At 74.7% G+C, this 18,268-nt stretch carries 22 protein-coding genes; all 22 read left to right on the forward strand.

What is annotated here, in order from left to right:
- Positions 1-399, forward strand: a complete 399-nt coding sequence (gene flgC / locus ACI8AA_RS13450; RefSeq protein WP_457044915.1) for a flagellar basal body rod protein FlgC — start codon at positions 1-3, stop codon at positions 397-399.
- Positions 400-401: 2 nt separating this feature from the next.
- The gene (gene fliE, locus ACI8AA_RS13455; protein WP_457044916.1) at positions 402-728 is read left to right on the forward strand and encodes a flagellar hook-basal body complex protein FliE; all 327 of its coding nucleotides are present in this window, start codon (positions 402-404) and stop codon (positions 726-728) included.
- A complete protein-coding gene (fliF, locus tag ACI8AA_RS13460; protein ID WP_457044917.1) occupies positions 728-2,326 on the forward strand; it encodes a flagellar basal-body MS-ring/collar protein FliF in 1,599 nt (532 codons plus the stop codon). Before fliE ends, fliF begins: the two co-directional genes overlap by 1 nt.
- Positions 2,323-3,402 (forward strand): flagellar motor switch protein FliG, encoded by a 1,080-nt coding sequence (fliG, locus tag ACI8AA_RS13465; RefSeq protein WP_457044918.1) that lies wholly within the window; start codon positions 2,323-2,325, stop codon positions 3,400-3,402. The genes fliF and fliG overlap by 4 nt, the downstream gene beginning before the upstream one ends.
- Positions 3,386-4,300, forward strand: coding sequence for a FliH/SctL family protein (locus tag ACI8AA_RS13470; protein WP_457044919.1), 915 nt, complete (start codon positions 3,386-3,388; stop codon positions 4,298-4,300). Before fliG ends, ACI8AA_RS13470 begins: the two co-directional genes overlap by 17 nt.
- Positions 4,297-5,607, forward strand: coding sequence for a FliI/YscN family ATPase (locus ACI8AA_RS13475; RefSeq protein ID WP_457044920.1), 1,311 nt, complete (start codon positions 4,297-4,299; stop codon positions 5,605-5,607). The genes ACI8AA_RS13470 and ACI8AA_RS13475 overlap by 4 nt, the downstream gene beginning before the upstream one ends.
- Position 5,608: 1 nt before the next feature.
- On the forward strand, positions 5,609-6,067 hold the full coding sequence (locus tag ACI8AA_RS13480) for a flagellar export protein FliJ (protein WP_457044921.1): 459 nt from the start codon (positions 5,609-5,611) through the stop codon (positions 6,065-6,067).
- Positions 6,055-7,023, forward strand: coding sequence for a transglycosylase SLT domain-containing protein (locus ACI8AA_RS13485; protein WP_457044922.1), 969 nt, complete (start codon positions 6,055-6,057; stop codon positions 7,021-7,023). The genes ACI8AA_RS13480 and ACI8AA_RS13485 overlap by 13 nt, the downstream gene beginning before the upstream one ends.
- Positions 7,020-8,321, forward strand: a complete 1,302-nt coding sequence (locus ACI8AA_RS13490; RefSeq protein WP_457044923.1) for a flagellar hook-length control protein FliK — start codon at positions 7,020-7,022, stop codon at positions 8,319-8,321. The genes ACI8AA_RS13485 and ACI8AA_RS13490 overlap by 4 nt, the downstream gene beginning before the upstream one ends.
- A 12-nt stretch (positions 8,322-8,333) precedes the next feature.
- Positions 8,334-8,753: a flagellar hook assembly protein FlgD gene (locus ACI8AA_RS13495; RefSeq protein ID WP_457044924.1), complete on the forward strand. Its 420-nt coding sequence runs from the start codon at positions 8,334-8,336 to the stop codon at positions 8,751-8,753.
- A gap of 87 nt (positions 8,754-8,840) precedes the next feature.
- Positions 8,841-10,082 (forward strand): flagellar hook protein FlgE, encoded by a 1,242-nt coding sequence (locus tag ACI8AA_RS13500; protein ID WP_457044925.1) that lies wholly within the window; start codon positions 8,841-8,843, stop codon positions 10,080-10,082.
- Positions 10,083-10,398: 316 nt separating this feature from the next.
- Entirely contained in the window at positions 10,399-10,710 is a 312-nt protein-coding gene (locus ACI8AA_RS13505; RefSeq protein WP_457044926.1) for a flagellar FlbD family protein, read from the forward strand.
- 3 nt (positions 10,711-10,713) lie between these two features.
- Entirely contained in the window at positions 10,714-11,484 is a 771-nt protein-coding gene (locus ACI8AA_RS13510) for a motility protein A (RefSeq protein WP_457044927.1), read from the forward strand.
- 19 nt (positions 11,485-11,503) lie between these two features.
- Entirely contained in the window at positions 11,504-12,442 is a 939-nt protein-coding gene (locus tag ACI8AA_RS13515) for a flagellar motor protein MotB (protein WP_457044928.1), read from the forward strand.
- A complete protein-coding gene (locus ACI8AA_RS13520; RefSeq protein ID WP_457044929.1) occupies positions 12,439-12,915 on the forward strand; it encodes a flagellar basal body-associated FliL family protein in 477 nt (158 codons plus the stop codon). Before ACI8AA_RS13515 ends, ACI8AA_RS13520 begins: the two co-directional genes overlap by 4 nt.
- Positions 12,916-13,009: 94 nt before the next feature.
- Positions 13,010-13,978 (forward strand): flagellar motor switch protein FliM, encoded by a 969-nt coding sequence (locus ACI8AA_RS13525; protein ID WP_457044930.1) that lies wholly within the window; start codon positions 13,010-13,012, stop codon positions 13,976-13,978.
- The gene (gene fliN / locus ACI8AA_RS13530) at positions 13,975-14,724 is read left to right on the forward strand and encodes a flagellar motor switch protein FliN (RefSeq protein WP_457044931.1); all 750 of its coding nucleotides are present in this window, start codon (positions 13,975-13,977) and stop codon (positions 14,722-14,724) included. Before ACI8AA_RS13525 ends, fliN begins: the two co-directional genes overlap by 4 nt.
- Positions 14,725-14,806: 82 nt before the next feature.
- Entirely contained in the window at positions 14,807-15,202 is a 396-nt protein-coding gene (locus ACI8AA_RS13535; RefSeq protein WP_457045007.1) for a FliO/MopB family protein, read from the forward strand.
- The gene (gene fliP, locus ACI8AA_RS13540) at positions 15,202-16,020 is read left to right on the forward strand and encodes a flagellar type III secretion system pore protein FliP (RefSeq protein ID WP_457044932.1); all 819 of its coding nucleotides are present in this window, start codon (positions 15,202-15,204) and stop codon (positions 16,018-16,020) included. The genes ACI8AA_RS13535 and fliP overlap by 1 nt, the downstream gene beginning before the upstream one ends.
- The gene (fliQ, locus tag ACI8AA_RS13545) at positions 16,017-16,292 is read left to right on the forward strand and encodes a flagellar biosynthesis protein FliQ (RefSeq protein ID WP_387987863.1); all 276 of its coding nucleotides are present in this window, start codon (positions 16,017-16,019) and stop codon (positions 16,290-16,292) included. The genes fliP and fliQ overlap by 4 nt, the downstream gene beginning before the upstream one ends.
- Before the next feature lie 5 nt (positions 16,293-16,297).
- Positions 16,298-17,062: a flagellar biosynthetic protein FliR gene (gene fliR / locus ACI8AA_RS13550; protein ID WP_457044933.1), complete on the forward strand. Its 765-nt coding sequence runs from the start codon at positions 16,298-16,300 to the stop codon at positions 17,060-17,062.
- 6 nt (positions 17,063-17,068) lie between these two features.
- The gene (locus tag ACI8AA_RS13555) at positions 17,069-18,217 is read left to right on the forward strand and encodes an EscU/YscU/HrcU family type III secretion system export apparatus switch protein (RefSeq protein ID WP_457044934.1); all 1,149 of its coding nucleotides are present in this window, start codon (positions 17,069-17,071) and stop codon (positions 18,215-18,217) included.
- The last annotated feature ends 51 nt before the right edge of the window (positions 18,218-18,268 follow it).

Below are 18,268 nucleotides of genomic sequence, written 5' to 3' on the forward strand. Positions count from 1 at the left end.
GTGTTCGACAGCCTCGACATCTCCGGGTCCGGACTGTCCGTCCACCGGCGCTGGATGGACGCCGTCTCGGACAACATCTCCAACATCAACACGGTCGGCTCGACCGACGGCGAGGCGTTCCGGGAGCGCATGGTCGTCGCGCAGGCCGTGGACTACGGCTCCGGCGAGGGCGGCGTCCGCATCGCCCGGGCCGAGTTCGGCAGCGGCGAGGGCCGGCTCGTGTACGAGCCCGACCACCCGCTGGCCGACGCCGAGGGCTACGTCCGGTACCCGGACATCGACCTCGGCGACCAGATGACCCAGCTGATCATGGCCCAGCGCGGCTACCAGGCGAACCTGGCGTCCCTGGACCGGGCGACCACCGCCTACCAGGCCGCCCTCCAGCTCGGGAAGGGCTGACCATGAGCTCCCCCATCGACGGCATCTCGCTGCCCGGCATCCCGGCGATCGGCGCCCTCGGCGGCGCGGCCGCCACGACGGCCGCGGCCCCGGCGCCCTCCACCTCGGGCGAGGGCTTCGCCGCCGCGCTGACCGGCGCGCTCGACCAGGTCGGCAGCCTGCAGAAGGCCAAGGACGCCCTCGCCGTGCAGGGCGCCACCGGCGACCTGCGTGACGTGCACGACTACATGATCGCCGCCCAGGAGTCCTCCGTGGCCACCGAGATGGTCGTGACCTTCAAGAACAAGGCGGTCGAGGCCTTCACCGAGATCATGAGGATGCCCGTCTGATGCCTGCCGCACTCGCCGGTCCCCTGGCGAAGATCAAGGGCACGCTCGCCACCATCAGCCTCGGCCAGAAGGTCGTGATCGGCCTGCTGGTGGCCGGGCTGGCCCTGGGCGGCTTCTTCTTCTACCGCTGGATCACGACGCCGACCATGGCGCCGCTGTTCTCCAACCTGGCCTCGACCGACGCCTCGGCGATCGTCGACGAGCTCAACGCCTCCGGCGTCTCCTACGAGCTCGCCGACGGCGGCGGCACGATCCTGGTGCCCAACGAGCAGGTCTACGACCTGCGGCTGCAGATGAGCGGCAAGGGCCTGCCGGCCGGCTCGGACACCGGGTACGCGCTGCTCGACGAGCAGGGCATCACCACCAGCGAGTTCCAGCAGCAGGTGCAGTACCAGCGCGCCATCGAGGGCGAGCTGGCCAACACCCTCGAGGCGCTCGACGGCGTGCAGACCGCCGTGGTCCACGTCGCGCTGCCCGAGGACGAGGTCTTCGCCTCCGACGAGGGCGAGCCGACCGCCTCGGTGCTCCTGGACCTGGAGCCCGGCACCGAGCTCGCCGGCGAGCAGATCCAGTCGATCACCAACCTGGTCTCCTCCAGCGTCGAGGGCATGGACCCCGACCAGGTCACCGTCTCCGACTCGACCGGCCAGCTGCTGTCGGCCGCCGGCCAGGGCGTGAGCGCCGCCTCCGGCGACGCCCGCTCGCAGATGGAGACCGACTACGAGAGCCGCCTCGCGTCCAACGCCCAGGCCATCCTCGACACCGTCCTCGGCCCGGGCAACGCCCGCGTCGCCGTGCGCGCCGACCTGGACATGTCACGGAGCGACAGCACCGCGACGACCTACGGCTACACCGAGGGCACCCCGCCGGTGTCCGAGCAGACCTCGACCGAGCAGTACACCGGCGACGGCACCGCCGTCGGCGGCGTGCTCGGCCCGGAGAACACCGCCGACGCCGCCGACGGCACCGGCGGCGGCACCTCCACCTACTCGACCGAGTCGACCACGGCCAACAACTCCGTGGACCAGACGGTCACCAACACCGTCACCGCGCCGGGGGAGGTCAACCGGCTCACCGTCGCGGTCGTCCTGAACGACACGGTGGCCGGCAACCTCAACCAGACGCAGGTGCAGGACCTCATCGGCAACGCCGTCGGCCTGGACACGGCGCGCGGCGACGACATCAGCGTCGCCTCGCTGGCCTTCGACACCACGGCCGCCGACGCCGCGGCCGCGGAGATGACCGCGGCCCGCGAGGCCGAGCAGCAGGCGCAGATGTGGGCGCTGGTCAAGAACGGCGGCATCGCGCTCGGCATCGCGCTGCTGGTCCTCGTCGTGTGGCTGCGCTCGCGCCGCCGCGGCGACGACGAGGAGGACGAGGACGACGAGCCGCTGGAGCTCGACGAGGGCCTGATCGCCGAGCTCGAGCGGCTGCGGGTGTCCAGCTCGCGGGACGACACGGCCGTCCTGGACAACCGGGCGCTGGAACTGGAGGCCGCGGAGCGGCAGCGGGTGCGGGGGGAGATCGCGACGATGGTCAGCGAACGTCCGGACGAGGTGGCGCAGATGCTGCGCGGCTGGCTGAGTGACGTCAGATGACGCTCGCACCGGTCGAGCAGCTGGTGGGCGCGGGCGGGACCAACCTGCCCGCGCTGCCGCCGGCTCCCCCGCGCCCCGAGATGCCCGGCCTGCGCAAGGCCGCCGTCTTCCTCGCCCAGATGAGCAAGGAGGAGGCCGGGCTGCTGCTGTCCAAGCTGCGCCCGCGCGAGGTCGAGGCCCTCACCCGCGAGATCATGAAGCTCGGCTCCGTCGAGCCGGACGACGTCGACGGCGTCCTCACCGAGTTCTCGCAGATGATGGCCGCGCAGCGGTACGTGGGCCGCGGCGGCGTCGACTTCGCCCGCGAGATCCTGGCCGCCGGCCTCGGTGAGGACAAGGCCGAGGGCATCCTCGCCCGGCTCAACGTCGTCTACACCGAGGTGCCGTTCGCCTCGCTGCGCAACGCCGACGTCCGCCAGCTGGTCACCTTCCTCAAGGACGAGCACCCGCAGGTCATCGCGCTGGTGCTGGCCCACCTGTCGGCCGCGCAGTCGGCCGAGGTGCTCTCGGGCTTCTCCCCCGAGCAGCAGGCCGAGGTGGCCCACCGGATCGCCACGATGGACCGCACCTCCCCGGAGATGGTCCGGCTGGTGGAGGAGGAGCTCGGCCGCCGCATGGGGTCGCTGCTCGCCCACCAGGACATGTCCACCGTGGGCGGCGTCGAGACCCTCGTGGAGATCATCAACCGGTCGCCGCGGCCGACCGAGCGCTCGATCCTCGAGTGGCTGGACACCTCCGACCCGGAGCTGGCCGAGCAGGTGCGCGCGCAGATGTTCGTCTTCGAGGACATCACCACCATCGACGACCGCTCGATGCAGCTGGTGCTGCGCGAGGTCGAGGCCAACGACCTGGCCACCGCGCTCAAGGGCGTGCGACCCGACGTCCGCGACAAGGTGGTCCGGAACCTCTCCGAGCGCGCCGCGGAGAGCCTCGCGGAGGAGATCGAGCTGCTCGGCCCGGTCCGCGCCCGCACGGTCGAGGAGGCGCAGGGCAAGATCGTCGCGGTCATCCGCACGCTCGAGGAGCAGGGCGTCCTGACCATCTCGCGCGGTGGGGACGATGAGTTCGTCGCCTGAGGGACCCCGGGCGACGGCGCGGGAGTCGGTGCTGCTGCGCGGGGCCTCGGCCATCGCGGCGGCCCCCTACCGGCAGGTGCCGGGGACGACGCTGCCCGAGCCGCGCACGGCACCGCAGGCGACGCCCGGGGCGCCGGCCCACCCGCCGACCCAGCAGCTGACCCGGCCCCTGGGCCTCCCGCCCACCGCGCCGCCCACCGAGCAGCTGACCCGCCCCCTGACGCTGCCCGTCGTGGACGGCGCGCCCGAGGTGGTCGTCGAGCGGCGGTCCACCGTCCGCCGCGCCGCCGACGTCCCGGTGCCCAACGGCCGCGGCGTGCTGCGGCTCGGGGACGTCTACGCCGAGGAGCTCGCCCGGCTGCGCGAGTTCGCCCGCGCCGAGGGGCACAGCGCCGGCTACGCCGAGGGCATGGCCGAGGCCGGCCGGGTCGTGGCGGAGGCCGAGGCACAGGCGGCCGCCCGGCTGGCCGACGTGCAGGCCCGCTGGGAGCGCCGGATGGCCACGGCCACGGCCGCGCTCGGCGCCGCCGTCGTCGCCCTCGACACCGCCGCGGTGCCCACCGCCGAGGACGTCCGCGACACCGTGGTCGACGGCGTCCTCACGCTGGTCGAGGAGCTGCTCGGCCGTGAGCTGTCGGCCTCGACCACCGCCGGTGTGGACGCGATCCGCCGCGCGCTGACCCTCGTCCCCGCCGACGCGCCCGCCGTCGTCCGGCTGCACCCCGACGACCTCGCCGAGGTCCCGCCGGCCGCTCTCGCCGCGCTGCCCCGGTCGGTCACCGTCGTCGGCGACGACGCCGTCGAGCGGGCCGGCGCCGTCGCCGAGTGCGGCCCCCGCCGGGTCGACGCGCAGCTGTCGACGGCGCTCGCGCGGGTGCGGGCGGTGCTGTCGGCGTGAGCACCGCGAGCACGCTGATCGCGCGCGCCCGCCTGGCCGCCCGCCCGCAGCTGACCGGCTCGGTGGTCGGCGCCATGGGGCTCACCCTCACCGTCGAGGGCGTCGCCGCCGCCGTCGGGGACCTGGTCGAGGTCGGGCCCGGCCCGCGCGGGCTCATGGCCGAGGTGGTCGCCGTCTCCCGCGACCGGCTCACCTGCATGCCGCTGGGCGAGCTCGGCGGCGTGCACGCCGGCGCGCCGGTCCGCAACACCGGCATGCCGCTGCAGGTGCCGGTCGGCGAGGCGCTGCTCGGCCGGGTGCTCGACGGCCTGGGCCGCCCGGTCGACGGGCACGGCCCGCTCGGCCCCGGCGTCGACTGGGTCGACCTCGCCAGCGAGACCCCGCACGCGCTGTCCCGGCGCCGGGTGGAGGAGCCGCTGCCGGTCGGCGTCCGCGCGCTGGACACCCTCGTGCCGGTCGGCAAGGGCCAGCGGCTCGGCATCTTCGCCGGCTCCGGTGTCGGCAAGTCGACCCTGCTCGCGCAGATCACCCGCGGCACCGAGGCCGACGTCCGGGTCATCGGGCTGATCGGCGAGCGCGGCCGCGAGGTGAAGGAGTTCCTCGAGGAGAACCTCGGGGCCGAGGGCATGGCGCGCACGGTCGTCGTCGTCGCCACCTCCGACGAGCCGCCGCTGGTGCGGCTCAAGGCGGCGTTCGTGGCCACCCGCATCGCCGAGGGCTTCCGCGACCAGGGCCGCGACGTGCTGCTGCTCATGGACTCGATCACCCGCACCGCCATGGCCCAGCGCGAGGTCGGCCTGTCCGCCGGCGAGCCCCCGGCCACCCGCGGCTACCCGCCGAGCGTCTTCGCGATGATGCCGCGGCTGCTGGAGAAGGCGGGCCCCGGCGCGACCGGCTCGATCACCGGCCTCTACACCGTTCTCGTCGAGGGCGACGACCACAACGAGCCGATCGCCGACACCGCCCGCTCGATCCTCGACGGGCACGTCGTGCTCACCCGCAGGCTCGCCACCACCGGCCACTTCCCGGCGATCGACGTCCTGGAGTCGATCTCCCGGGTCGCCGGGGCGGTCACCGCGCCCGCGCGGATGGCCGACGCCCGCGAGATGCGGCGGCTCATGGGCGCCCTGCGGGACGTCAAGGAGCTGGTGGAGATCGGCGCGTACCAGGCCGGCAGCGACCCGCTGGTCGACCGCGCCCGCGCGCTGTCCCCCGCCATCGACGCCTTCCTGCGCCAGCCGCTGGAGGACTGCACCTCCCCCGACGACGCCTGGGCGATGCTGCACCGGCTCGTGACGGCCGGCTGACGTGGCGAAGCCGGCCGCCTTCCGCCTCGAGCCGGTGCTGCGGGTCCGCCGCGCGGCCGAGCAGGCCGCGGAGCGGGCCGCCGCCGAGGCGGCCGCCGCGGCCCGCGAGGCGGAGCGCCGCGCCCAGGCGCAGGCCGCCGCGCTGGCCGCCCGGGTGCCGCCCGCGTCCGCGCCGGCGCACGTCTTCCTCGCCGCGATGGTCGCATCGGCCGCCGCGGCTGCCGATGTGACAGCTGCACGGGCGACGGCGCAGGCCTCGGCCGAGCAGGCCGGGCTGCTGCGCGCGCGGTGGACCGCCGCCGCCCAGCAGACCAAGGCGCTGGAGAAGCTGCGCGAGCGGCACCTCCTCGCGCTGCGGACCGCCGAGCTCGGCGCCGAGGAGCGCGCGGTCGACGACCTGGTCACCGCCCGGCACGCCGGGACCGGACCCGAGGGAGAGGAGGAGCCGTGGAGGGACTGACCGCGGTGCACAGCCGCATCGCCGAGATCCAGAACCGGATCCTCACCTTCGCCTCGGCGTCGGCCACCTCGACGTCGGCCGCCTGGGCCAGCGCCGCGTCCGCCGCCGGGCTCACCGGCACCGCGGGCACGACGGCGACCGGCACGACGGCGACCGCCGGCAGCGGCCTGGAGGGGCAGGCGGTCGCCGCGGCGCAGCGCTACCTCGGCGTCCCCTACGCCTGGGGCGGCACCGACCCGTCGGTGGGCCTGGACTGCTCCGGGCTGGTGCAGCGGGTCTTCGGCGACCTGGGCATCGACCTGCCCCGCACCAGCTCCCAGCAGGCCACCGCGGGCACCCCGGTCGCGAGCCTGGCCGAGGCCCGCCCCGGCGACCTGGTGTTCTTCGACAACTCCTCGTCCCGCCCGGGCATCGACCACGTCGGCATCTACGTCGGCGACGGGAAGATGATCGCCGCGCCGCAGGAGGGCGACGTCGTCCGCGTGCAGGACGTCGGCACCCCGACCGTCATCCGCCGGGTGCTGCCCGCCTCCGCCGCGGCTCCCACGGCGGTCACCCCTGCCGGCGCCGGCCTCGCGGGCGTCCCGTACGCCGACCTGTTCACCGCCGCCGGCGCCCGGCACGGCGTCGACCCGGCGCTGCTCGCCGCGGTCGCGAAGGTCGAGTCCGGCTTCGACTCCGCCGCCGTCTCGTCCGCGGGCGCCACCGGCCTCATGCAGTTCATGCCGGCCACCGCCCGGGGCCTCGGGGTCGACGCCACCGACCCGGCGTCGTCGATCGACGGCGCCGCCCGCTACCTGCGCCAGCTCACCGACCGGTTCGGCTCGACCGACCTGGCGCTGGCCGCCTACAACGCCGGCCCCGGCACGGTCGCCCGCCACGGCGGCATCCCGCCGTACGCCGAGACCCAGTCCTACGTCCGCAAGGTCACCAGCGCCGCGGAGGCCTACTCGTGACAGCTCCCGTCCTGACCGCCGCCGCGGCCGCGCCCGCCCCGGCCTCCCCGGCCGGCGGGTCCGACCCCGGCTCGGCCGCGGGTTTCGCGTCCGTCCTCGACGACGCCCTCGACGACGCCGTCACCGGCCGCCCGCGGGCCGACCGCGGCGTCGGCCGCGACGGCGACCGGCCCGGGCGCCCGGAGGCCCCCGCCGACGCCCCCGCCGACGACGCCGACCCGGCCGGCGGGAGGCCCGCGGGCGACACCCCCGCCCCGCCCGGCGCGCTGCCGGCCGGCTGGGCGCTGGCCCTCGCCCTCGGCACCGCCGTCCCCGGCACGGGCACGACTCCCCCCGGCGGCACCGGACCCGCCGCCCCCGGCGCGGCCGCCGCGCACGGCACCGTCCCCGCCGGGGCCGTCGCGGTGCCGGGCGTCGCCGCCGGCCTCCCCCAGGCCGCCGTGGCGCCGGTCCCCGCCGACGCCGGGGTGCCGGCCGGTGCGGGCACCGCGCCCGCCGCCCTGCCCGGCGCCGCCGTCCCGGCCCCCGCGACCCCGCCGCCCGCGGCCCCGGCCGCGGCGGCGCTGCCCGCCGGGCTCGTGGTCGTCGCCGCCGCGGACCCGCAGCCGGCGCCGGCCGCGTCGACCGCCGTGCCCGTCCCCGCCGAGGCGCCGGCCGCCGCGCCGGTCCCCGCCGGGGCCGCGGACCCGGGCGCGCAGGAGCACGACCCCGGGACCTCCGACGGGGCCCTGCCGTCGGCGGTCCCGGCCCCCGCCCCGGCACCGGCCCCCGCCGTGACCACGCCGACCGCGGCCCCGGCCCGGCCCGACGTGCCCCAGCCGCCGGTCGCCGCCCAGGTCGCCCCCACCGTCGCCACGCTGGCCGCGGGCCCCGACGGCACGCACACCATGACGCTGGTGCTCACCCCCGAGACGCTCGGCCCGGTCGAGGTCCGGGTGACCGTCCAGCACGGCACGGTCGAGCTGAGCCTGCGCGGCGCCTCCGACGCCGGCCGCGCCGCCCTCCTCGACGCCCTGCCCGACCTGCGCCGCGACCTGGAGGCCTCGGGCCTGACCTGCTCGCGGCTGCAGGTCGACCGCGACCCGGCCGGCTCCGGCTCGTCGCAGGCGCAGGCCGGCTGGCAGCAGGCCCAGCAGCAGGCGGGCGAGCACGGCCGCGGGTCCGCCCAGGGCGACGCCCGGGGTCGCGGCCCCGCCGACGACCGCGGCCGGCCGTGGCTGCGCACCGACCCCGACGGGAGCCGCCCGGCTGCCGCCGCCGACCACCCCGCGTCGAGCGTCCTCGACGTCCGGGCCTGAGAGGAGCCGACGATGACCGAGCCCGTGGGCGGCGTGGGCGGCAGCCCGGCCACGTACACGGCCACCACCGCGGTGGACCGCAGCGACCAGATGGGCAAGGACATGTTCCTGCAGCTGCTGGTCGCGCAGATGCGGTACCAGGACCCGAACAGCCCGACGAGCACGACCGAGTTCATGTCGCAGACGGCGACGTTCACCCAGGTCGAGAAGCTCGAGGAGATCGCCGCGCAGAACGCCGAGCTGCTGGCCCTGCAGCGCTCGCTCTCGGCCGGCGCGCTGGTCGGCCACAGCGTCAGCTGGACCGCCGAGGACGGCACCACGCAGACCGGGACGGTGTCCTCGGTCCGCTTCGGCGGGGACGAGCCGACCGCCGTCGTCGGGGGCGCCGAGGTGCCCCTCGGCCGCCTCAGCGAGATCTCCCTCCCCGCCTAGAGAAGGACCCCCTCGCCCCCCACCGCTCGCACGCCCGCGGCGGGCCCCTACGAGGGGGCCGCCGACCCCTCCTGAGAGGACCTCCCCGTGCTCCGCTCGATGTTCTCGGCCATCTCCGGCCTGCGCGCCCACCAGACCAAGCTCGACGTGACCGGCAACAACATCGCCAACGTCAACACCGTCGGCTTCAAGAGCAGCCAGACCGTCTTCGAGGACACCCTGTCCCAGGTGATCCGCAACGGCTCCTCGCCGACCGCCGAGACCGGCGGTACCAACCCGGCGCAGGTCGGCCTCGGCGTCCGGGTCGCCGGCGTCACCACCAACTTCGGCCAGGGCTCCACCCAGAACACCGGCCGCGCCACCGACTTCATGATCAGCGGCGACGGCTTCTTTGTGACCCGCGCCGGCAACGAGAACCTGTTCACCCGCGCCGGGTCCTTCGACTACGACGGCGCCGGCAACCTGGTCACCCCCGACGGCGCCCAGCTGCAGGGCTGGATGGCCGGCCCGGACGGCACCGTCAACGCCAACGGCCCGATCGGCCCGCTGGCCATCCCGTTCGGCCAGGTCATGTCCCCGACCGCGACGACGACGGGCGCGCTGGCCGGCAACCTGTCGACGGCGTCCGTGGCAGCCGACCCGCTGGCCACCCCGCCGGTGGCGGCCACCCAGGTGCAGACGCAGATCACCGCCCACGACTCGATCGGCACCGCGCACCAGATCGCGCTGACGTTCACCAAGACCGGCACCAACACCTGGTCGGTGGCCGCCAGCGAGAACGGCACCCCGATCGGCGCGGCGCAGACGCTCACCTTCGACGCCTCCACCGGCCGGCCCTCCGGCGGCAGCACCTTCACCCTCGGCGTCACCGGCGCCAACTGGCCGGGCACCATCCCGGTCGACCTCACCGGGATGACCGAGTTCGGCGGCAAGACGGCGCTGACCCCGAGCGGCGTCGACGGCAACGCCATGGGCACGCTGCAGTCGATCTCGCTGAGCAACGACGGCACGATCATGGGCGTCTACTCGAACAGCCTCCGCGAGCCGATCGGCAAGCTCGCGCTGGCCACCTTCGCCAACCCCGGCGGCCTGTCCAAGGCCGGCAACTCCAGCTACCGGGTGGGCGACAACTCCGGCCAGGCCGTCGTCGGCGAGGCCGGCACCGGCGGCCGCGGCTCGCTGACCGCCGGCGCGCTGGAGATGTCCAACGTCGACCTCGCCGAGGAGTTCACCGGCCTGATCGTCGCCCAGCGCGGCTTCCAGGCGAACAGCCGCGTGATCACCAGCTCCGACGAGATCCTGCAGGACCTGGTCAACCTCAAGCGGTAGAGGACCTCCTCGCCCCCCACGCCTCGCTCCGCTCGGCGCGGGCCCCTGCGAGGAGGCCGTTCCAGCACGTCACGAGGCCGCGGCCCGGCACCCGTTCCCCGGGGTGCCGGGCCGCGTCGCGTCGTCCCCTCCGTCTCCGCGCGCGAGAGGCGGGTCGGCTGTGACGTGCGGGAACGCGGTGCCCGGCTCACCCCCGGGGGTGATGCGGCGGGCCGGGTTCGGCTCAAGCAGTCCCCGCGCGGGACCGATGGTCCCTGTAGCCGCCGCCGCGCCGTCGCGGCCCCTCCCCTTCCCGAACGAGCCAGAGGACCCACCCGTGATCCGAGTGACGCGCCTGAACGGGGAGCACTTCGCGCTCAACCCCGACCTGATCGAGCGGGTCGAGGGCCACCCCGACACCGTCGTCTTCCTCGTCGACGGCACCAAGTACGTCGTCAGCGAGGACGTCGACGCGGTGCTCGACGGGATCCGCGAGTACCGGGCCAGCATCCTCGCCACCGCCTACGCCATGGACCGCGGCAGCTACCGCTCGAGCACGACCGCCGGCGCGGGCAGCCCGGCGACCGACCCGGGCGGCGACACCCGCCGCGCCTCGGTCGTCCCCTTCCCGGCCCGTGAGGAGCGCTGACCCGTGGACCCGTCGACCCTGATCGGCTTCGTCGTCTCGCTCGTGGCGCTCCTGGTCTTCATGGTCATGGAGGGCGCCGACCCGACGTCGCTGATCTTCCTCCCGGCCATCGTGCTCGTCATCGTCGCCACCTTCGGCGCGGCGATGTCCGGCCAGACGATGGCCGACCTCAAGAAGATGGGCGGCTGGTTCAAGGCCGGCCTCATGCCGGCCAAGGTCCCGGCGGCCTCCGAGCAGATCCAGACGCTGGTCAGCCTCGCCGAGAAGGCCCGCAAGGAGGGCCTGCTCGCGCTGGAGGCCCAGGTCAAGCAGATCGAGGACCCGTTCCTCAAGCGCGGCCTGCAGATGGGCATCGACGGCACCGACCCCGAGGAGCTGCGGGCGGTCCTCGAGAGCGAGATCGCCGCCAAGAAGGCGGAGGACAAGGTCGCCGCCAAGTTCATGACGACGATGGGCGGCTACGCGCCGACCATCGGCATCGTCGGCTGCATCGTCGGCCTGATGAACGTCATGGGGAACCTCAGCAACCCCGAGGCGCTCGGCCCGATGATCGCCTCGGCGTTCGTCGCGACCCTGTGGGGCGTCATGGCGGCCAACTTCTGGTTCCTGCCCATGGGCGCCAAGATCCTGCGGGTCAGCGAGCTGCAGGCCGCCCAGATGGAGCTGCTCGTCGAGGGCATCGCCGAGATCCAGGCCGGCACCAGCCCGCGCGCCGTCCGGCTCAAGCTCAGCGCCCTGATCCCGCCGAGCGAGGCCGCCAAGGAGGCGGCGTGACCTCCCCCGGGGCGTCGGCGTGAGCGCCGGCGGCCACGGCGGCAAGCGCCGCAGGAAGCACCCCGAGCACGAGGAGCACGAGAACCACGAGCGGTGGCTGGTGTCCTACGCGGACATGATGACGCTGCTCCTGGTGCTCTTCGTGGTCCTGTTCGCGATGAGCCAGGTGGACAAGGAGAAGTTCGCCGCGCTGGCCAGCGGCCTGTCGGAGGCGCTCGGCGCCCCGGTGAGCGCGCTGAGCAGCGCCGGCACCGACTCCGACGCGTCGGTGCTGGACTCCCTGGACGCCGCCGTCGACGTGCAGATCCCGCCGGCCCCCACTGCGGAGTCGGACGTCGACGCCGCGGCCGCGCAGGCCGCCGCCCAGGAGGCCGCGAACGTCGCGGCCGAGGCGCGCGCGGAGTACGACCAGCTCGCCGCCGCGCGCGACGCCATCGACGCCGCCCTCGCGGCGGCCGGGCACGCCGGGACGGCGCGGTACGAGATCGACGAGCGCGGCCTGACCGTGCACATCGTGTCCGACCCGGTGCTGTTCGGCCCGGAGGAGGCCACGCTGCAGCCCCAGGGCCGCACCATCCTCGACGCCGTCGCCCCGACCCTGGCCGCGCTGCCCAACGACCTCGCGATCGAGGGGCACGCCAACTCGCTGCCGGTGACCCCGGGCGGGCCGTGGCCCTCCAACTGGGAGCTGTCGGCGTACCGGGCCACCACGGTGGTGCGCTACCTCGCCGCCGCCGGCGTCCCTCAGGACCGGATGTCCGGGACCGGCTACTCCGACACCCGCCCGGTGGTGCCGGCGAGCGACCCGAACGCCCTGTCCCTCAACCGCCGCGTCGACGTCGTCGTGCTGTCCGACGCCTCCGCCGAGGCCCGGGAGCTGCTGCCCGGCCTCGACGCCCCCGCACAGGCCGCGCCCGCACCGGCCGCCGCCCCTGCCCAGGAAGGCACCCACGAGTGAGCACCAAGAGCAAGGCCATGGAGAAGGACGCCGCCGAGGACGCCGAGGCGAAGGGCGGCGGGAAGAAGAAGCTGCTCGCCGTCGTCGCCGTCCTGCTGGTCGCCCTCGGCGCCGCGGCGTACTTCTTCCTGTTCGCCGGCGGCGAGGCCGCGGCCGAGGAGCCCGAGCACGGCGGCTACACAGCGCTGGAGCCGATCGCGGTGAACCTGGCCGGCGGCGGCTACCTCAAGATCGGCATCACCCTGGAGTACACCGCGGCCGCCGCCTCCGGCGGGCACGGCAGCGGCGGCGTCGACGGCTCCAAGGCCCTCGACATCCTCATCTCCACCTACTCCCAGGCCCAGCCGGCCGACGTGACCGGCGCCCGCGAGGCGCTCAAGGAGTCCCTGGAGCACCAGATCGTCGAGGCCTACACCGAGGACGGCGTCCCGATGGTCATGCACGTCTACCTCACGGAGTACGTCACCCAGTGACGCACTGGTCCCACCCGTCCCACGCTCCCCGGCTGACCGGCGGCGCCCCGCGCCGCCGGTCAGTTCGCGTCCGGGCCCCGCCGATGAGGGGACCGTGACCCGCCCCGACACCGCGACCGCGCCCCCCGGGCCCGGGCCGCAGGCGCCGGCCGGTGGCGGCCGCAGCCGGCGCGGTGCGCCCCGCACCTACGACTTCCGCCGCCCCACCAAGCTCTCCCGCGAGCACGTCCGCGTGCTGCAGATCGCCCAGGAGGCCTTCGCCCGCCAGGCGACGACCGTCCTCACCACGATGCTGCGCACCGGCGCCCGGATGGAGCTGCACGGCATCGAGCAGCACTCCTACGACGACTTCCTCGCCACGCTGCCCGACCCCTGCTTCCTGACGACGTTCACCATCGAGCCACTGGGCGGCAAGGGCCTGCTGGCCTACCCGCTGGACATGGCGATGGCCGGCGTCGACCACCTGCTCGGCGGCTCCGGCGCCGCGAACCAGCCCGAGCGGCCGATGACGGCGATGGAGACCACCATCACCACCTCGCTGCTCACCCGGCTGCTGCAGGAGTTCGCCGCCTCGTTCGCGCACGTCACCCAGCTGCAGCCGGCCATCGACGGCATCGAGTACAACCCCGCCCTCGCCCAGGCCGCGGCGGGCTCGGACACCGTGATGGTGGCCCGCTACACGATGTCCATCGGCAGCCGCGAGGGCGCCGCGTCCCTGGTGCTGCCGTTCAGCTCCTTCCAGCAGGCCCTCGACAGCGCCGCCTCCCCGCAGCTGTCGGAGTCGGCCCAGCGCACCCGGCAGCGCGCCGCCGAGCTGCTCGCCGCCCGCCTGGAGCTGGTGCCGGTCGACGTCAGCGTCCGGTTCAGCCCGCTCGAGGTGTCCTCGGAGGACCTGCTCTCCCTCACCGTCGGCGACGTGCTGCTGCTGCGGCACCCGCGGGACGCGCCGCTCGAGGTCACCACCAACGACGCCGTCTTCGCCCACGCCATCGCCAGCAACCACCGCCGCCGGCTGGCCGCCGCCATCGTCCCCGCCCCGTCCGCCGTGAAGGACCCCGCATGACCGCCACGCTCGACTCCACCCAGGCCGCCTCGGAGACCATCACCGCCGTCGTGGTGGCCGCCGCCCGGGCCGCGGCCGCGCTCGTCCCCTCCGGCGCCGAACTGGTCCCGGGGCCCGCGGTCACCGACCCCGACGCCGTCCCGGTCCCCCCGGCCGCGGCCGCCGCCGTCGGCGCCCGGCTGTCCGGGGAGATCACCGGCGACGTCGTCCTGGTGCTCTCGGCAGAGGTGGTCGAAGCGCTCGACAACTCCCCCGTCGGCCCGATGGACGTCGCGACCGCGCTGCGACCCGCGCTCGAGGCCGCCGCGGCCACCCTGGGCCGGGTCCGGGTCGACGCCGAGCGCACCGAGGACCCAGTGACCGCGCTCGACGGACTGCGCGACAAGGGCATGTTCGTCGCCGTGCCGCTGGTGGCCGGCGCCGACCACCAGGCCACGCTCGCGCTGCAGGTGACCCTGCCGACCGCGCCGCGCACCCCGCGCAACAGCCTGGACCTGCTGCGGCACGTGGCCATGGAGGTCACCGTCGAGATCGGCCGCACCCGGATGACCGTGGGCGAGCTGCTCTCGCTGCACCCGGGCGAGGTGGTCGAGCTCGACCGCGCCGCCAGCGCCCCGGCCGACCTGCTGGTCAACGGCACCCTCATCGCGCGCGGCGAGGTCGTCGTCGTGGACGAGGACTTCGGCCTGCGGATCAGCGAGATCGTCAGCGACGCCGCCGCCGAGCTCGGGGCCGCGCAGGCATGACCGAGCTCGCGGGGTCATCAGACGACGCAGCACCTGAGGTCACGAAGCCGACGAGCGCCGGCGAGGAGGAGCAGTGACCTGGATGCTGATCCGGCTCATCCTGTCGCTGGCCTTCGTCGGCGGGGTGCTGTGGTTCGCCGCGCGCCTGGCGAAGAAGCGCGGGCTGGGCTCCTCCGGCGGCCTCGTCGAGGTCGTGGCGCGGCAGCGGATGGGCCGCGCCAGCACGGTCAACGTGCTGCGCATCGCCGACCGGGTGCTCGTCGTCGGCGCCACCGAGGAGCAGGTCACCCTGCTCGCCGAGCTCGACGGCGACGCCGTGGAGGCCACGCTCGCCGAGCGCGCCGCCGCGACGCCGGCCGCGGGCGGCCCGGCCGTTCCCGCGCCGCGGGTCGGCGGCGCGCTGGCCGGGTCGGTGTTCGACCGGTCGGGCTGGCAGGGCTTCGTCACCCAGCTGCGCGAGCGGACGGTCCGCCGCTGATGACCGCCACCGTCCCCGCGCGCGCCCTCGCGCGCCGGGCCGCCACCCTGCTGCTGGCCCTGCTCGGCTGCGCGCTCGCCGGCGTGCTGCTCGCGGGTCCGGCCGCGGCGGCGCCCACCGCGCCGACCGCGCCCACGGCACCGACGGTGCCCGCGGTCGACGGCGGGGTCGACATCTCGGTCGGCAGCGGCAGCCCGAGCACCTCGATCACGCTGATCCTCGCGATCACCGTGCTGTCGGTGGCGCCGGCGGTGCTGCTGCTGTGCACGTCGTTCACCAAGATCGTCGTCGTCCTGTCGCTGACCCGGAACGCGCTGGGCCTGCAGTCCTCGCCGCCGAACTCGGTGCTCACCGGCATCGCGCTGTTCCTGACGCTGTTCGTCATGGGGCCGGTGCTGTCGACCATCAACGAGGTCGCCGTGCAGCCCTACATGGACGGCGCGATGACGGTCTCCCAGGCCTACGACGCCGGCGTCGTGCCGCTCAAGGAGTTCCTGCTCGACAACACCCGCGACGACGAACTCCAGCTCATGGTCGGCCTGTCCGGTGAGGAGCAGCCCGAGGACCGCGCCGCGGTGAGCATGACGACGCTGGTCCCGGCGTTCGTCCTCTCCGAGCTCAAGAGCGCCTTCATCATCGGGCTGGTCGTGTTCATCCCGTTCCTGGTGATGGACATGCTGGTCAGCGCCGCGCTCATGTCGATGGGCATGATGATGGTGCCGCCGTCGATCGTGTCGCTGCCGTTCAAGCTGCTGTTCTTCGTGGTCGTCGACGGCTGGGCGATGATCACGACGTCTCTCGTGGGGTCGTACGGATGACCGACGCCGACGTCACCGACATCGCCGTCCAGACCATGATGGTGGCCGCCAAGGTCGCCGCCCCGGTCCTGCTCACGGCCCTCCTGGTCGGCTTCCTCATCTCGCTGTTCCAGGCGGCGACCCAGATCCAGGAACCGACGCTGTCGTTCGTCCCCAAGATGATCGCGGTGAGCATCGCCCTGCTGGTCACCGGCAACTGGGTGCTCTCCGAGCTGGTCGACTTCACCCACACCCTGTTCGACCAGCTGCCGCGCCTGCTCGGGCGGACCTGACCGGCATGGACCTCGAGGTCCCGGCGGTCACCCTCGCGGCCCTGCTGCTGGCCACCGCCCGCGCGGCCGGCTTCGTCCTGCTCGCCCCGCCGTTCACCACCCGCACCATCCCGGCGCCGGTCAAGGGCGCCCTGGCCCTGGCGCTGTCGGTCGCCCTGGTCGACCGCGTGGCGCCGGGGCTGCCCGAGCCGACCACCGGGTTCCTCGTCGTCACCGCCGTCAGCGAGGTGGCCATCGGCGCGGCGCTGGGCTTCGTCGTCCAGCTGTTCTTCACCGCGGTGCAGTTCGCCGGCGAGCTCATCGACCTCACCGGCGGCTTCTCCCTGCAGCCGGCCTACGACCCGCTGGCCATGACCACCAACTCGGTCATCGGCAAGCTGCACTACCTGCTCGCGACGACGCTGCTGTTCACCAGCGGCGGGCACCTGATGATCGTGCGCGGGTTCGCCACCTCCTACGAGGGGCTGCCGGTCAGCGGCGGGTTCCCGGCCGGGGACGTCGGCCCGGTCGTGCTGACGGCGTTCTCGATGATGTTCCTCGCCGCGCTGCAGATCGCCGGCCCGATGGTGGCCGTGCTGCTGCTGGCCGACGTCGCCCTCGCCCTGCTGTCCCGGGCCGCCCCGGCGCTGAACATCTTCGCCATCGGCTTCCCCGTGAAGATCATGCTGACCCTCGCGCTGCTCGGGCTGACCTTCCCGCTGCTGCCGCCGGCGCTGGACGCGCTGGTGGAGCAGGCCACCCGCGCCATCGTCGGCTTCCGGAGCGGGTGAGGCCGCGTGGCCAAGGACGGACAGGGCGGTGAGAAGACCGAGAAGCCCACTCCCAAGCGCCTCAAGGAGGCGCGCAAGGAGGGGCAGATCCCGCGGACCCAGGAGCTCGGCACCTGGGCGGGCGTGGCGGCGGCGAGCGTCTTCCTGCCCGTGCTGGTCGGCAACGCGTTCGACGCAGTGGGCCGGCTGTTCGTGCGGTTCGGGTCGGTGGTCGAGCACCCGGAGGCCGAGGCCGTCGGCGCGCTGCTCGGGGAGGCGCTGACGACGTTCCTCGAGACGGCGCTGCCGATGGCGCTCGCGCTCATGCTCGTCGGGGTGCTCGCCTCGGCCGCGCAGGGCGGGGTCGCGCTGGCCACCAAGGGCATGAAGCCGACGCTCAAGAAGCTCAACCCGTTCCCCGGGATGAAGCGGATGTTCGGCACCCACGGCCTGTGGGAGGCGCTCAAGGCGGTCATCAAGACGGCGGCGCTCGGCACCGTCGTCGTCGTGACCAGCGGGAAGGCGCAGGCGCTGGTGTCGGCGTCGGGCGCGCTGCCGCTGTCGGCGGTGGTGACGACGTTCGCCTCCTCCGCCGTCCTCATGTTCCGCGTCGTGGCGATCACCGGCCTGGTCATCGCGATCGCCGACTACGTCGTGGTGCGCAAGCAGACGATGACCAAGCTCAAGATGACCAAGTACGAGATCCAGCAGGAGCACAAGCAGTCCGAGGGCGACCCGCACGTCAAGGGCCAGCGCCGGTCGATGCAGCTGGCCCTGTCGCGCAACCGGATGATGGCCGAGGTCGCCACCGCCGACGTCCTGCTGGTCAACCCGACGCACGTCGCCGTCGCGCTGCGGTACGAGCCGGAGAAGGGCGCGCCGCGGGTGGTGGCCAAGGGCGCCGACGAGGTCGCCGCGCGGCTGCGCGAGCGGGCCGCCGAGGCGCGGGTGCCGATGGTGCAGGACGTGCCGCTGGCCCGGGCGCTGCACGCCTCCTGCGAGCTCGGCCAGGAGGTGCCGCCGCAGCTGTTCACCGCCGTCGCGCGGGTGCTGGCCTTCGTCATGCAGCTCGGCGCCCGCGGCGTGCGCGGCGGCTTCCACCGGCCCGGGTTCGAGGCACCCGACGTCGCCGGCCTGCCGAAGGCCGGCCGCCGGAGGACCCCGATCGCCTCCTAGAGCGTGAGGCTCCTGTGACCGGTGGGGCGTCAGCGGTCGGCCGGGCACCCC

The organism is Geodermatophilus sp. SYSU D01180 (assembly GCF_054050415.1).